The 13817-nt window shown below is 61.0% G+C and carries 15 protein-coding genes; 8 read left to right on the top strand and 7 right to left on the bottom strand.

Annotated elements, in window-relative coordinates:
- The first annotated feature begins 4 nt into the window (after positions 1-4).
- From lysA to ABUH87_RS13115, 3 genes are read left to right on the top strand one after another with little or no spacing between them, the layout of a single operon-like run.
- The gene (gene lysA, locus ABUH87_RS13125; RefSeq protein ID WP_367774355.1) at positions 5-1264 is read left to right on the top strand and encodes a diaminopimelate decarboxylase; all 1260 of its coding nucleotides are present in this window, start codon (positions 5-7) and stop codon (positions 1262-1264) included.
- 25 nt (positions 1265-1289) lie between these two features.
- Entirely contained in the window at positions 1290-2093 is an 804-nt protein-coding gene (locus ABUH87_RS13120; protein ID WP_367774354.1) for a precorrin-2 dehydrogenase/sirohydrochlorin ferrochelatase family protein, read from the top strand.
- Between the two features lie 48 nt (positions 2094-2141).
- Positions 2142-2423 (top strand): hypothetical protein, encoded by a 282-nt coding sequence (locus ABUH87_RS13115; RefSeq protein WP_367774353.1) that lies wholly within the window; start codon positions 2142-2144, stop codon positions 2421-2423.
- A gap of 20 nt (positions 2424-2443) precedes the next feature.
- Here ABUH87_RS13115 and ruvX read toward each other — a convergent pair whose 3' ends face one another.
- From ruvX to pyrE, 7 genes are all read right to left on the bottom strand, one after another.
- Positions 2444-2926, bottom strand: a complete 483-nt coding sequence (ruvX, locus tag ABUH87_RS13110) for a Holliday junction resolvase RuvX (protein WP_367774351.1) — start codon at positions 2924-2926, stop codon at positions 2444-2446.
- Entirely contained in the window at positions 2908-4032 is a 1125-nt protein-coding gene (locus tag ABUH87_RS13105) for a DUF3089 domain-containing protein (protein ID WP_367774350.1), read from the bottom strand. Before ABUH87_RS13105 ends, ruvX begins: the two co-directional genes overlap by 19 nt.
- A 28-nt stretch (positions 4033-4060) precedes the next feature.
- Positions 4061-5185, bottom strand: coding sequence for an AI-2E family transporter (locus ABUH87_RS13100; protein WP_367774349.1), 1125 nt, complete (start codon positions 5183-5185; stop codon positions 4061-4063).
- Positions 5182-6099 carry a signal peptidase I gene (gene lepB, locus ABUH87_RS13095; protein WP_367774348.1) on the bottom strand — a complete coding sequence of 306 codons (918 nt, stop codon included), beginning with the start codon at positions 6097-6099 and terminating at the stop codon, positions 5182-5184. Before lepB ends, ABUH87_RS13100 begins: the two co-directional genes overlap by 4 nt.
- A complete protein-coding gene (gene acpS, locus ABUH87_RS13090; protein WP_367774347.1) occupies positions 6096-6515 on the bottom strand; it encodes a holo-ACP synthase in 420 nt (139 codons plus the stop codon). Before acpS ends, lepB begins: the two co-directional genes overlap by 4 nt.
- Before the next feature lie 103 nt (positions 6516-6618).
- On the bottom strand, positions 6619-7353 hold the full coding sequence (locus ABUH87_RS13085) for a pyridoxine 5'-phosphate synthase (RefSeq protein ID WP_367774345.1): 735 nt from the start codon (positions 7351-7353) through the stop codon (positions 6619-6621).
- Between the two features lie 31 nt (positions 7354-7384).
- On the bottom strand, positions 7385-7969 hold the full coding sequence (gene pyrE / locus ABUH87_RS13080) for an orotate phosphoribosyltransferase (protein WP_367774343.1): 585 nt from the start codon (positions 7967-7969) through the stop codon (positions 7385-7387).
- Positions 7970-8177: 208 nt separating this feature from the next.
- On the opposite strand from pyrE, the gene coxB reads away from it, so the two are divergent.
- The 5 genes from coxB to ABUH87_RS13055 all read left to right on the top strand — a co-directional run bounded on the left by coxB (position 8178) and on the right by ABUH87_RS13055 (position 13750).
- Positions 8178-9341, top strand: a complete 1164-nt coding sequence (gene coxB / locus ABUH87_RS13075; RefSeq protein ID WP_367774341.1) for a cytochrome c oxidase subunit II — start codon at positions 8178-8180, stop codon at positions 9339-9341.
- Positions 9342-9367: 26 nt separating this feature from the next.
- Entirely contained in the window at positions 9368-11056 is a 1689-nt protein-coding gene (ctaD, locus tag ABUH87_RS13070) for a cytochrome c oxidase subunit I (RefSeq protein ID WP_367774339.1), read from the top strand.
- Between the two features lie 111 nt (positions 11057-11167).
- Entirely contained in the window at positions 11168-12124 is a 957-nt protein-coding gene (locus tag ABUH87_RS13065) for a heme o synthase (protein WP_367774338.1), read from the top strand.
- A 130-nt stretch (positions 12125-12254) separates the two neighbouring features.
- Positions 12255-12863 carry a cytochrome c oxidase assembly protein gene (locus ABUH87_RS13060; protein WP_367774337.1) on the top strand — a complete coding sequence of 203 codons (609 nt, stop codon included), beginning with the start codon at positions 12255-12257 and terminating at the stop codon, positions 12861-12863.
- Positions 12864-12928: 65 nt separating this feature from the next.
- Entirely contained in the window at positions 12929-13750 is an 822-nt protein-coding gene (locus tag ABUH87_RS13055; RefSeq protein ID WP_367774336.1) for a cytochrome c oxidase subunit 3, read from the top strand.
- Positions 13751-13817: the final 67 nt, after the last annotated feature.

Raw genomic sequence — 13817 nt, 5'->3', positions numbered from 1 at the left:
CACCATGGATCATTTCGAACTCAGGGACGGCGAACTTTACGCCGAAAACGTTCCCCTGTCCGTCATTGCGGAGCAGGTGGGCACCCCGGTCTATGTCTACTCGCGGGCGACGCTGACGCGTCACGCTCAGGTCTTCCGCGAAGCACTGAGCGCGCTGGACAGTGTGCGCCTTGCGTTTGCGGTGAAATCCAACCCCAACCTTGCGGTACTCAAACTGCTGGCCAAAGAGGGCTACGGTGCCGATGTTGTCTCCGCGGGAGAGATGCATCGTGCGCTGGCCGCGGGAATGCCTGGTGCAGACATCGTGTTTTCGGGGGTAGGCAAGACCGCTCGTGAGATGCGCGAAGCGCTGGATGCAGGGCTGGGCCAGTTCAACCTCGAAAGCGAAGAAGAAGGCGCAGAGCTTGCCGCGATTGCTGCTGCGCAAGGGAAAGTCGCGACCGCAACGCTCCGGGTGAATCCGGACGTCGATGCGCGTACGCACGCAAAGATTTCGACCGGGAAGTCGGATAACAAGTTCGGCGTGGCCTATGACCGCGCCGCAGAGATCTACGCGCGTCTTTCCGCTCTGCCTGGTTTGAACATGCGCGGTCTCGCCGTCCACATCGGCAGCCAGATCACCGACCTTGACCCCTCTCGCCTCGCCTTTGGCAAGATGGGCGAGTTGATGCGCGGCATCCGTGGTCAGGGCCTGAGCGTCACGCATATGGACCTGGGTGGCGGTCTGGGCGTGCCTTACAAGGTCGGAGATGTGCTTCCTGGCCCTGCCGAGTACGGGAAGATGGTGGCTGAGACGACCAGAGGGTGGGACGCAACCATCATGTTCGAACCCGGTCGCGTGATCACAGGCAACTCTGGCGTGCTTCTCACGCAGGTGATCCGCGTGAAGGCAGGTGCCGCGAACCCGTTCGTGGTCGTCGACGCCGCGATGAACGACCTCGCGCGACCTGCCATGTACGATGCGTGGCATGATTTCGCCTCGGTGCGGCCAAGTGGGGAGCGCATGATAGCGAACATCGTCGGCCCGATCTGCGAAAGCTCGGACACCTTTGCGATGGGGCGCGACATCGATGCGGTCGCTGCAGGCGATCTCGCGGTGTTCCGGACCGCCGGCGCATATGGCGCGACAATGGCCAACACCTACAATTCAAGGGCTCTCGTGCCTGAAGTCATGGTCGATGGCGATAAGTGGGCCGTGGTAGCGCAACGCATCGAGCCCGCTACCATCCTGGCGGCCGAGCGGGTTCCTGAATGGCTTGCGTGAACAGAGAAAGCGGCCTCGAAGGGTCATGATCGCCAGCTTGCCCCTGTTTCACCGCATCGCGACGCAACCGATCATCGTGTTGGGTGCAGGCGAGGCGGCGGAGGCGAAGCGGCGGCTTGTCGAACGCGCCGGCGGAGCAGTGATCGACGATCTGCAGGAGGGGATAGACAAGGGCGCTCGCCTCGCCTTCATCGCGCACGAGGATGAAGCCAGCGCCAAGGCGGATGCGCTCCGGGCGCGTTGCGCTGGTCTGCTGGTCAATGTCACGGACAGGCCGGAGCTCTGCGACTTTACCGTACCCTCGGTGCTGGATCGCTCCCCTGTGCTGATAGCCGTCGGTACCGGTGGCGCTTCGGCGGGGCTCGCCAAACAATTGCGCCTGCGTCTCGAGAAGCTCCTACCGCAGTCGCTGGGGGCGCTTGCCAGTGCGTTATACGCGGCCCGAGGAGAGTTGCGCCTCAAGTGGCCCAGCGCCGGTGAGCGCCGCCGCGCCCTGGACGCTGCGCTGGGGGAAGGGGGGGCGCTCGACCCGCTGCAGGAGGCCAGTGCGGCTCGTGTTCCCTCATGGCTGGTCGGCAAGGCTGAGGCACTTCCTGCCGGTCCCGCAGAGATTGTGCTGGGAAGCCTCGATCCCGATGATCTTACCCTGCGGCAGATGCGCATGCTGGGTGCGGCAGACCTTATAGCTTTTGAGGAAGGCACGCCGGAGAAAGTATTGGCGCGCGCGAGAGCGGACGCCAGCCGGGTCGCGATACCCTTGGGAGCGCCTGCTCCGGAGGTCGCCGGACTGGTCGTGATTTTGCGAGTTCCAAGGCCGGTCGGCTCATAAGGAACGATCGAACTGGGCTGGTGTTAGATCCTGTCAAGGAGATAGCATATGTCGCAGAATGGATCGCAAACCGGTCGCGAAGACCGTGGTAACGAAAAGGACGCTGCTGCCCAATCCTCTTCATCGAGCGCAGCAGCTCAGCAAACCACCGAACAAGTGACAGAGGATCTCGGGGGCGTGCAAGGTACAGCTCCGGCCTCTGACGAGAGTGAAAGCGCCTCAGGGGCGCTTGGTCCCGGTGCTCCGTCGAGCGAACCGGTCCCCGACGCCGGTGAAATCGAGTGGGCAGGACAAGTGGTGAAAAAGCCGCCGACGCCAGAGCGGGATTAAGGCGGGATCAGCCGCCTCTTCTACAGAATGCCTCCGGCGAGAGCGTCGATGGCGCCCTGGAGAATGATTGCCGCCGCTGCTGAGTCGATACGCTCGGCACGCCGAGCGCGGCTCATGTCCTGGGCGATGAGATCCCGTTCGGCCCCGGCCGTCGACCAGCGCTCGTCCCAAAGCAGGATGGGGAGCCCCAGTACGGAGAGATTGCGCGCGTAGGCGTTGCTAGACTGCGCGCGCGGTCCCGAGGAGCCGTCCATGTTGAGCGGTAGCCCGATGACAATCCCTCGAACGGAACGCTCCCGGATCAAAGCCTCGAGCGCCGCTTTGTCTGCGCCGAATTTGCCGCGCTTCAGCGTCTTGCCCGGTGAGGCGATCCGCCAGCCGCCGTCGCAGAAGGCTGTGCCGATGGTCTGGGTGCCCAGGTCGAGCCCGATGAGCGCTCCGCCGTCCGGCAGAGCGTCACGGTAGTCCAATGCGCTGCTGGTGATCAGGGCTGCTGCTTCCATGCCTCTACACGCCTCGCAAAATCTGCCCGAAGGTTAGCCCAGAAGAGCGTCACATCGTAAAGGTGGTAGTTGTTTCCGGGCAGAACATAGGGCCCCATTTCGAGATCAGGCGCAGGTCCGATGTGAAGCAGATTGTCCTCCCCGCAGCGGGCGGGGACAATGCCGGCAACAAGCGTGCCAGTGCCTTTGCTGATGTCAGGGAGCAGCGTGCCGAGATTGGCCCGCCCCTCGGCGCTGCCGCCCTCATTCCCCGTGATCGGGTTTACGCACACGAAGGATGCGGCCTCTCCAACCGGCTGTCCATCAAGGCCGGGTCGGCGCGAATAGGCCTTCATCAGCATCTGCGTCTCAGGCGGATCGGCAAAGCTGATCCAGCTCACGACGCAGCCTGTGGAGGTCGGCTCGGCGCAGGCGCTCATGCCCATCTTAGGCAGGTCGCGCTCCTTCGAGACCGGCCAGCCAATGACGTAAGCTGCGGCAATACGCTTGGCCAACGGGGTATCCGCCACGTGATCGCGGATCAGCCGAAGCAAGTGAAACGCGCCCTGGCTGTGCCCAGCAAGGACAATCGGCTGACTGCCGTCGACCGAGGCCACGAATGTTTCAAAGGCCTGCTCCACATCTTCGTAGGCAAGATCCAGGGCCTGCGTTGCCTCAGGTGCATCAGTGAGAAAAGCGCCCACTGCGGCCTGGCGGTAGCGCGGCGCCCATACGTCTGCGCTCCTATTGAACGGACTGGCCATGCCCTGCACGAAAAGGCGCGAGCGCTCACGCGAGTCTGCGTCATTGAGCGACGCGTTCCAGCGATCACGACTGACCAGACCCGTGGGGTGCACGAAGAATACGGCGGCGTTCACCGTCTCGCCTTCTGCTGCGAAACCCTGCGGTAGCCAGCGCGCAGCGTTCTCTTCGCCGAGTTCCGGGTGTGCCAGCCACATCTTCGGATCACCGTAGACAGACGGCTCCAGGGGCGGCTGATCGGTGAACTTGGCCGAGGGTACGAACGCGACTTCCGTGAGGTCCTGCGCAAAAAGGCGCAGCGCCACGAACGTGGCAAAGACGAGGACGATCAGTCCAGCGACGATATAAAGAAACTTGCGTGCCATACGTGTAGGACTGTTCCAGGCTAGACGGCTAAACTGCGATAGGCGTAGCCGGAGGCTCACCGTCTGCGTCGTCTTGGTGCCGTTGATTGTAATCGGCCTCGCTCTCAAGCCAGACCTTGATCATTGCCATCAGCGGATCGGCGAGGGCGAGCCCAAGGATGCCGAAAAGCACACCCATGATGAGCTGAGCCGCCAGCACGAGCGCTGGCGGGAGATCGACGGTCTGCCGCGCGATGAAGGGAACGATAACATAGCCGTCCAGCGTCTGCACCAAAGTGTAGACGATGATCGTATAGATGCCCATGTTCAGCCCTCCGGAGAAGCCGACCAGGATCATGATCGCGCCTGAGACGGGTGCGCCGATGTTAGGAAGAGCTGCGAGCAATCCGGTGATCAGACCGAGCAGAAATGCCATCGGGACACCGTAGATTGCCAACATCAACCATGTAGCAACCCCCTCAACGATCATGCCGATGAGGCGGCCGAACATCAGTTTCCGCAGTGCACTCCCCATCCGGTGCACCGTGTGTTGAAAGCGGTCCCGCTTGTCGGCCGGCAACATCCAGGCCACGCCGCGGCGATAGAGATTCGGCTCCAGCGAGAAGTAGATGCCTAGGACGATGATCAGAAAGATCGTCGTCAGTCCGCCGATGATGCCGGTCAAAGCACGGGTCATCTGACTGATGCCGCCAGTGGCCTTCTGGGCAATGCGCTGGACATCCGCCACATCCACTTCAATTCCGTGGCGCTGCAGCCAGCCGAGAGCATTGTAGAACTCAGCTTGGACAGTCGCAGGCAACTGTGCGGCATCGGTCGCAATGGTGCTTCCGGCAAATTGCACGACCCACACGACAAAGCCAAGGGCTGCAAGCAGCACGATGGTGATGCGAATACCGCGCCTGAGTGGCAGGATTTTCCCAAGGAGGCGTGCGCCTCCATCGATCAGCGCCGCAAAAACGATCCCGCCGAAAATCACCAGAAGTGATGCGGAAAGAAGCACAGCCAGACCGAAGATCGAGGCTACCGCCAGCCAGGCAAAGGCGCGGCGGGCTTCATGCCTTATCCTCGGATCGGTTATATCGGTAGGGCCAGCCTGCCCGTGCATTTTGGCACTACCGGTGCTTGCATTGGCGGGATCTGCGTCCCGGCTCATCTCGCGGCGACTGTCTTCGGCATTGCCCGAGGCTCGAGTGGCGGTCGTAGGGAGGTGCCCGCCCGGTCCCCACGTAACGCCTCGAGCCAGCTCAGCGGATTCCAGGTCTGGCTCCCGTCCAAGGAAAACGTCACGAACTCTGCGCGGCCGCCGACGTCAGAGAGGGGAACCGGCCCGCCCAGGCCGTTGCCATAAAGTGGCGCACGGCTGTCGGCCGAGTGGTCGCGATTATCGCCCATCAGGAAGACGTGCCCCTCTGGAACGGTGATCTCAGGGTAATGATCGAGCACCTGATCGACGTTATCGATCACCAGGTAGCTGGCGCCGTTGGGCAGTGTTTCACGCAGGACCGGCAATTCGTAGATTTCCCGCCCGCTTGGCAGGCGCGTCCGGTAAGCCTCGAAGGCGGCGAGGCATGCGACCTCTATCGAGCCCTGATTGCAGGTGAGCTCGCTCTCCACTGGCATCTGTAGTGCTGGCTGAACCGCCTGTGGTACCGGTTCGCCGTTGAGGATGATCTGGCCGTTCACCACGGCGATACGATCTCCGGGAAGGGCGACCACGCGCTTGATCAGGTCTTCGTTGCGGTTGCGCGGCACGACAATGACGATGTCGCCATACTCAGGCGTATTGCCGAAGATGCGTCCTGCACCGCGGGGCCAAAGATGGAAGCTGACTGACGACCAGTTCCACCCGTACGGGTATTTCGACACGACGAGCCGATCTCCAACGAGGAGATTGGGCATCATGGAGATGGAGGGGATGTAAAAAGGCTTCGCCAAGAAGCTATGGAAGCAAAGCACAGCCAAGAGCATCAGGGCCAGGCCTCGAAGCTCGCGCGCCCAATCCACCTGCTCACGAAGATGCCCAGTGTCCTGCCTGGAAAGCGCCGGCTGGGCTCCAATCTTGCTCATGTGCCTGAGCGTTCCTTTACAGGATGTGCTTCGATGATCACGAAGGCCTGGGCCCATGGATGATCGTCCGTGAGCGTGAGGTGAACCACGGCTTGATAGCCTGCCGGGGTCAAGTCTCGGAGACGCTGGTCCGCGCCTCCGGAGAGCGCCAGGGTCGGGGCTCCTGAAGGCGCATTCACGACTCCGATGTCCTTCATGAAGACACCTGCACGAAATCCGGTGCCTACGGCCTTTGAGAATGCTTCCTTTGCTGCGAACCGTTTGGCGAGAGTTGCAGCTTTGGTGAGCGTTCGCCGATTCGCTTTCATCCTTTCGGTTTCGGTAAAGACGCGCAATTCAAAGCGCTCTCCAAACCGATCGAGAGAAGCCTGTATACGCTCGATATTGCACAAATCCGAGCCAAGGCCGATGATCATGCCGGCTCGCCTGTTTCGGGTCGGGAACACAGGAACTGCGCAGTCTCAGCCACGCTTCCAATAGAGCATAGGCTTGGAGCCTGTGCCTGGGACATTTCACTGATCACCGAACTGCATCCATCAGGTCGCGCATCTTCCTCACACTCTCCTCGAGCCCGCAAAAGATTGCCTCGCCAATGAGATAATGACCGATGTTCAACTCGGCCAGCTGAGGAATGGCTGCAATCGGCTGCACATTCTCATAGGTGAGGCCGTGTCCGGCATGGGGTTCGATGCCGTTCTTTGTCGCCAGAGCCGCCATGTCGGCGATCCGCTTGAGCTCCACTGCAACAGCAGAGCCGCTGGCGTGCGCATATTCGCCCGTGTGAAACTCGACGACGGGAGCCCCCAGGGCGATCGCCGCTTCGATCTGACGCGGTTCTGGAGCGATGAAAAGGCTGACACGAACACCTGCCTCACGAAGGCGGCTGACGATCGGCGCAAGCCGGTTATGTTGTCCAGCCGCATCGAGTCCACCTTCTGTCGTGCGTTCTTCCCGCCGTTCGGGCACGATGCACGCGGCATGCGGCCTGTGTCGGAGTGCGATCTCCAGCATTTCGTCGGTGGCTGCCATTTCAAGATTCAGCGGAAGGCCCGTGGCGGCCTGCACTCTCGCTAGATCCTCATCACGAATGTGTCGCCGATCCTCGCGCAAGTGAACTGTGATTCCATCACCGCCCGCTCTGGCGACAACCTCGGCCGCGCGCACCGGATCGGGATGATCCCCGCCTCGCGCGTTGCGAATCGTTGCGACGTGATCGATGTTCACGCCCAGACGCAAAGGAGACGAGTGCTGCATGGTTTCGCGCTCTGTATTATAGATGACGGACTCAGGGTTGCGCTCGGCTGCCCGGCTTGATGGCTGGCATATCTGCCAACTCTGCTGGCAGTTCGTCGGCCGCGTAGGTGGGGAAGTTCAGTTCCACGAGAGCGGTAAACGGCACGCCGAGGTCGACCGTTCCGCCTGACCGGTCCACCAGCGCTGCGGCTGCGACGACTTTGCCGCCTGCTGCCTCGATAGCCTTGATCGCCTCGCGCGAGGACTTACCGGTCGTGACGACATCCTCGACCATCAGCACCATGTCTCCCTGCTCGAGAGAGAAGCCTCGCCGCAGCTCGAAAGTGCCCTCAGGCCGCTCGACGAACATAGCGTCGACCTGAAGGGCGCGGCCCATCTCCTGACCGATCACAACGCCGCCCATGGCCGGGGACACGACCTTGTTCACTTTCCTGCGGATGTCGTGCGGAAGCTTCGCGGCCAGCGCCGTCGCGAGGCGTCCGGCACGCTCCGGATTCATGAGAACGCGTGCGCACTGTAGATAATGTGCGCTGTGCCTTCCGGAGGATAGGAGGAAGTGTCCCTCCAGCAGCGCCTTGCTCGCGCGGAACTCGGCGAGAACGGCTTCTTCCTGCATGGCTTTCCTGATCCTTGTTGCTGCTCTGCCCTGGTCAGCGCGTCCTTGGTTCCGCGCATTCGGGAAAAATTCCCCTAGAGGCGCTTGAGACCCGCCGCAAGCGCGCGTATAGGCCGCCCCAATGGGGTGCATCAGCCCTGTCAAATGTGTGTGCGCAACGGTGTGAATGCACCGTAGTGCGCAGGGGAATCGGGAAAGCACGACGACGATGAAATCCGGCGACAACGTCCGTGCCGCGAGCCGCGCTATCAGGGCTCTCGGTCTGTCTGTGGCTCTGGCAACGCTGCCGTATGCAGCGATTGCCGCTGCCCCTGCGCCTGCTGCTCCGGTGCCTGCGATCGCTGCTCCTGCGGCTGAGGCGTCCGCTGCGCCTGATCGTGGCGCAACGGCAGTTCAGAATGCCGGGAACCCGCTCAACCTGGAGGGCCCTACGGCTGATGTTGCTGCGAGCGCGGCATACACTCCGATGACTCCGACGCCTGGTGTCGGCATGCCTGTCGACGGTGGCATCGGGCTGCAGAAGCAGTTCTCGCCTTTCGGTGAGTACGGCCACTGGATTCATGATGCCGTGCTGATGCCGCTTATCGCGATCATCACGCTTTTGGTGCTGCTGCTGTTGGTGATCGTGGTTGTGCGGTTCAATCGCCGGGCCAATCCGATTGCCTCGCGCACCAGCCACAACACCCTTCTCGAAGTGATGTGGACGCTCCTTCCGGTCCTTATTCTGGTTGGCATCGCGGTGCCTTCGATCGACCTGATTGCAAAGCAGTACAAGCCCGCGCCGGCCAAGGCGCTGACAGTCAAGATCACGGGCAACCAGTGGTTCTGGACATACTCGTATCCGGATAACGGGGAGTTTGAGGTCAACTCCTACATGCTCAACCTGCCAGGGCAGGCGCCGATCAATGCTGGCGTTCGCGAAGTCGGGTCCGAGGCATGGGACGGTCCTGCTCAGTTGGAAGTGGACAACCGCATGGTCGTTCCTGCGGGCGAGCCAATTCGGCTACAGGTCACTGCGGCGGACGTAATCCATTCGGTCGGCGTGCCTTCCTTGTGGTTCAAGCTTGACGCTGTTCCTGGACGTATCAACGAGAAGGTTCTCTTCATCGAGAAGCCGGGCGTTTATTACGGGCAGTGTTCTGAGCTGTGCGGTGTAAAGCACGCTTATATGCCGATCGTCATCGAGGCCCTGCCTCGCGAGCAGTTCAATGCCTGGGTTCTCACCCACTCCGGTGGAGCGATCGATGGGCAGAAGCCTGCTAATGCAGTCCAGGCTCCCGAAACTGCGACGCCGGCAGGCGCTGCCGCTCCTGCAACCAACCCGACTGAAGCGGTTCCTGCCGCTCCTACGACGGCTTCGCCGTCCGCTTAACGAAATCCATTACAAGGTCTCCGAGAATGGCCACCACCGCAGATCACTTCCAGGGTCACGTCGACGACCATCACGGTCACGCCGATCATGACCACAAGCCGGGCTTTTTTGCCCGGTGGTTCATGTCCACCAATCACAAGGACATTGGTACGATGTACCTGATCTTCGCGATCATCGCGGGGATCATCGGTGGCGCCATTTCGGGCGTCATGCGGGCGGAATTGGCCGCGCCTGGCATTCAGTATCTGGGTGCGGTCGCCAGCTTCTTCGGTGACGACGCAGGTGACTTCAACGCCACTTTGCACATGTGGAACGTGCTGATTACGGCCCACGGGCTGATCATGGTGTTCTTCCTGGTCATGCCGGCCATCATCGGCGGCTTCGGCAACTGGTTCGTTCCGATCATGATCGGTGCGCCAGACATGGCGTTCCCGCGGATGAACAACATTTCGTTCTGGCTGACGGTTGCCGGCTTCATCTCCTTGATGTGTTCGGCTTTCGTGCCGGGCGGTCTCGGGAACGGAGCGGGCACGGGCTGGACGGTCTATCCGCCACTCTCAACCTATAGCTCGACGGGTCCTGCGGTCGACTTCGGCATCTTCGCGCTGCACCTTGCGGGCGCTGGCTCGATCATGGGCGCGATCAACTTCATCACGACCATCTTCAACATGCGTGCTCCTGGCATGACCATGCATAAGATGCCGCTGTTCGTGTGGTCCGTTCTGGTCACCGCATTCCTGTTGCTGTTGGCCCTGCCGGTGCTCGCTGCCGCGATCACCATGCTGCTGACCGACCGCAACTTCGGGACGACCTTCTTCGATCCGGCAGGTGGCGGCGATCCCGTGCTCTACCAGCACTTGTTCTGGTTCTTCGGCCACCCCGAAGTGTACATCATGATCCTGCCTGCGTTCGGCATCATTTCGCAGATCGTCTCCACGTTCTCGAAGAAGCCGGTGTTCGGGTACCTGGGCATGGCATACGCAATGGTCGCCATTGGTGTCGTTGGGTTCATCGTGTGGGCGCACCACATGTACACCACAGGCCTGAGCGTTAATACGAAGATGTACTTCACGGCCGCCACGATGGTCATCGCGGTCCCCACCGGCATCAAGATCTTCTCTTGGATCGCGACGATGTGGGGCGGCAGCCTTGAGTTCAAGAGCCCCATGGTCTGGGCCCTGGGCTTCATCTTCCTGTTCACCGTCGGCGGTGTGACCGGCGTGGTTCTCGCGAACGGCGGCATCGACGACGTGCTGCATGATACGTACTACGTCGTGGCTCACTTCCACTACGTTCTTTCGCTGGGTGCTGTGACAGCCCTCTTCGCCGGGTTCTACTATTGGTTCCCCAAGATGAGCGGCCGGATGCACTCCGAGTTCCTGTCGCACGTTCACTTCTGGGTGTTCTTCGTCGGCGTGAACCTCATTTTCTTCCCGATGCACTTCCTCGGTCTCCAGGGTATGCCACGTCGCTATCCCGATTATCCGGAGGCCTACACGCACTGGAATCATGTCGCGACGGTTGGCTACATGATCATGGCCGCTAGCATCGTGGTCTGGCTGGTGAACGTAGCTTACGCCTTCATCGCCGGTCGCCGTGTCGAGGCAAACTACTGGGGTGAGGGTGCGACGACCCTGGAGTGGACGCTTTCCAGTCCGCCCCCGTTCCACCAGTTCGAGACCCTGCCGGTGATTGAGGACGCGGGACACCATTGATGATCGGCGGCTGCCTCGAAAGGGGCAGCCGCTGTCACACTACTATCTTCCCGCAGGGGAAAAGATCGGGGAGGGTATGTCGCCCTTCTTCGTGCTTGATGCGATTATGATATGAAACCAGTTCATTCCCAGGCCACTTCTGTGCGAAGCAGCGGTGCTCCAGCGTCTTCCGCTGGTGCGCTTCATGTGCCGGCAGATTGGCGGGACTTTTTCGCGCTGACCAAGCCGCGCGTCATGAGTCTGGTCATCTTCACGGGTCTCTGCGGCCTGTTGGCGGCTCCTGAGCGCATTCATCCGGTTCTCGCATTCACTGCAATCTTGTGCATCGCTGTTGGGGCCGGTGGCGCTGCCGCGCTGAACCAGTGGTGGGAAGCGGACATCGATGCAGAGATGAAGCGGACGGCGGCACGCCCCTTGCCGCAGGGAAGAATGAATCGCACTGATGCGCGAGACTTTGGCGTCGCCATCTCCGTGGGGTCCGTCCTCCTGATGGGCTTGGCCATCAGCTGGCTGGCTGCGGGGATACTGGCCATCTCCATCGTATACTATGCAGTCGTCTACACGATTTGGCTCAAGCCCCGTACGCCGCAGAACATCGTGATTGGCGGCGGTGCAGGTGCATTTCCGCCCCTCATTGGCTGGGTTGCTGCAACCGGTGAGATCAGCCTGATGCCGGTGCTGCTCTTCGCCATTATCTTTTTCTGGACGCCGCCGCACTTCTGGGCTCTCGCTCTGTTCGTGAAGACCGACTACGCCAAAGTGGGTATTCCGATGATGCCGGTGGTCGCAGGGGAGAAATCAACGCGGCGCCAGATCCTCGTCTATGCCTTGCTGCTGTTGCCGCTGAGCGTTCTTCCTTGGTGGCTCGGTGGTGCAGGGCGCTTCTATGGCGCCAGTGCAGCTGTCCTTTCGCTTCTGTTCCTGGCTCTATCCGTTCGGGTTGGTCTGCGTGATCGGACCGGCCCTGAAGATACCATGCGGCCTGAGAAGCAGCTCTTCGGCTATTCCGTCATCTATCTTTTCGTGCTTTTCGCCGCATTGGTGGTGGATCGCTTCCTGCCGCTGTAGGATCAGGCCATGACTCGTGAGACTGACCCCGCCCGCGTTCGCCGCAGCCGCAACATCGTGCTGGGCTCGCTGCTTGCCGCGTTCGTGATCCTCGTGTTCCTGATCTCGCTCGCGAAGATGAGTTGATGCGATGAATTCAGCCGCCGTATCGTCGACCAGTGTATCGTCGAGCGCACGCAACCGGCGCACTGCGCTGATTGGTCTCGCTATCGCCGGTGGGATGTTGGGGCTCGGTTTTGCGTCCGTACCGCTTTACCGCATGTTCTGTCAGGTCACGGGCTTCGGCGGAACGACGCAACGCGTAAGCGATGAGGCAGCGGCGAGCGTTCAGGCCGTGAGCGAGACGATCTCGGTTCGTTTCGATGCCAATGTGGAGCGCGGCATGTCGTGGGACTTCAAACCATTGCAGCGCACCGATCGAGTGACGATCGGGGGGCGTGACATGGCGATCTACTGGGCAAAGAACACGTCTGATCAGCCGATCACCGGGACGGCCACTTTTAACGTCGAACCGGAGTACGTTGGCAAGTACTTCAACAAGATCCAGTGCTTCTGCTTTACGGAGCAGACGTTGGAGCCCGGACAGGAGGTGCGCATGCCCGTCCTGTACTATATAGACCCCGCGATCCTGAACGATCCCGATGCGAAAGACGTCGAGCAGATCACTCTGAGCTACACTTTCCATCCCGCTGTGAGCAGCGGAGCAAAGGCACTGGACCGCACCGGGTCGGGAAGTTAAGGGCGCTCAGTCAAAAACTCACTCGCGGCGGCGCTGCGGATTGCGATCAACAGGGACGAAGCCAAATGGCCGGTAGCAAGACTCACGATTACCACATCCTTCCACCGGACATTGCACCGTTGGCAACGACAGCCGGCGCCCTGATCTTCACGACAGGCATGGTCCTGATGATGCATGACCTGCCCGGTGGCGCGTTCGTGCCATGGCTCGGGCTGGCCCTGTTGTTGGCGAGCATGTTCTCGTGGTTCTCGAAAATCGTGAAGGAAGCACGCGCGGGTGATCACACCCCCGTTGTTCAGCTCCATCAGCGTTACGGCATGATCCTGTTCATCGCTTCCGAGGTGATGTTCTTCGTTGGTTGGTTCTGGGCCTTCTTTGATTTCGCACTGTTTCCGACGCCCTTGGTCGAGGCTGTTGGTGGTCAGTGGCCTCCCAAGGCGATCGAAGCGGTCATGGATCCGTTCGATCTGCCGCTGCTGAACACCCTGATCCTGCTCTGCTCAGGCACGACAGTCACATGGGCCCACCACTCGCTGATCCACGGTGATCGCGATGGTTTGAAGAAGGGGCTGTGGGCGACGATCCTGCTCGGCATCCTGTTCTCGTTCATCCAGGCATACGAGTATGCGAACGCTCCGTTCCCCTTCGGTGAGAACACCTATGGATCCGCGTTCTACATGGCGACCGGGTTCCACGGCTTCCATGTCATCGTCGGTACGATCATGCTGATCGTCTGCCTTGTTCGTGCATACAAGGGCGACTTCACACCGCGCCAGCACTTCGGCTTCGAAGCAGCAGCGTGGTATTGGCACTTCGTCGACGTGGTCTGGTTGTTCCTTTTCGTTGCCATCTACGTGTGGGGTGGCTGGGGCTACCCGATTCATTGATAGCTGACGTATAAGCGCAAATGGGGGCAGTCGGAGATCGCTTCGGCTGCCCTTTTTGCTGACAGCG

Source organism: Novosphingobium rhizovicinum (assembly GCF_040813635.1).
Lineage (GTDB): Bacteria > Pseudomonadota > Alphaproteobacteria > Sphingomonadales > Sphingomonadaceae > Novosphingobium > Novosphingobium rhizovicinum.
This window is presented reverse-complemented; position numbering and strand designations above follow the sequence as displayed.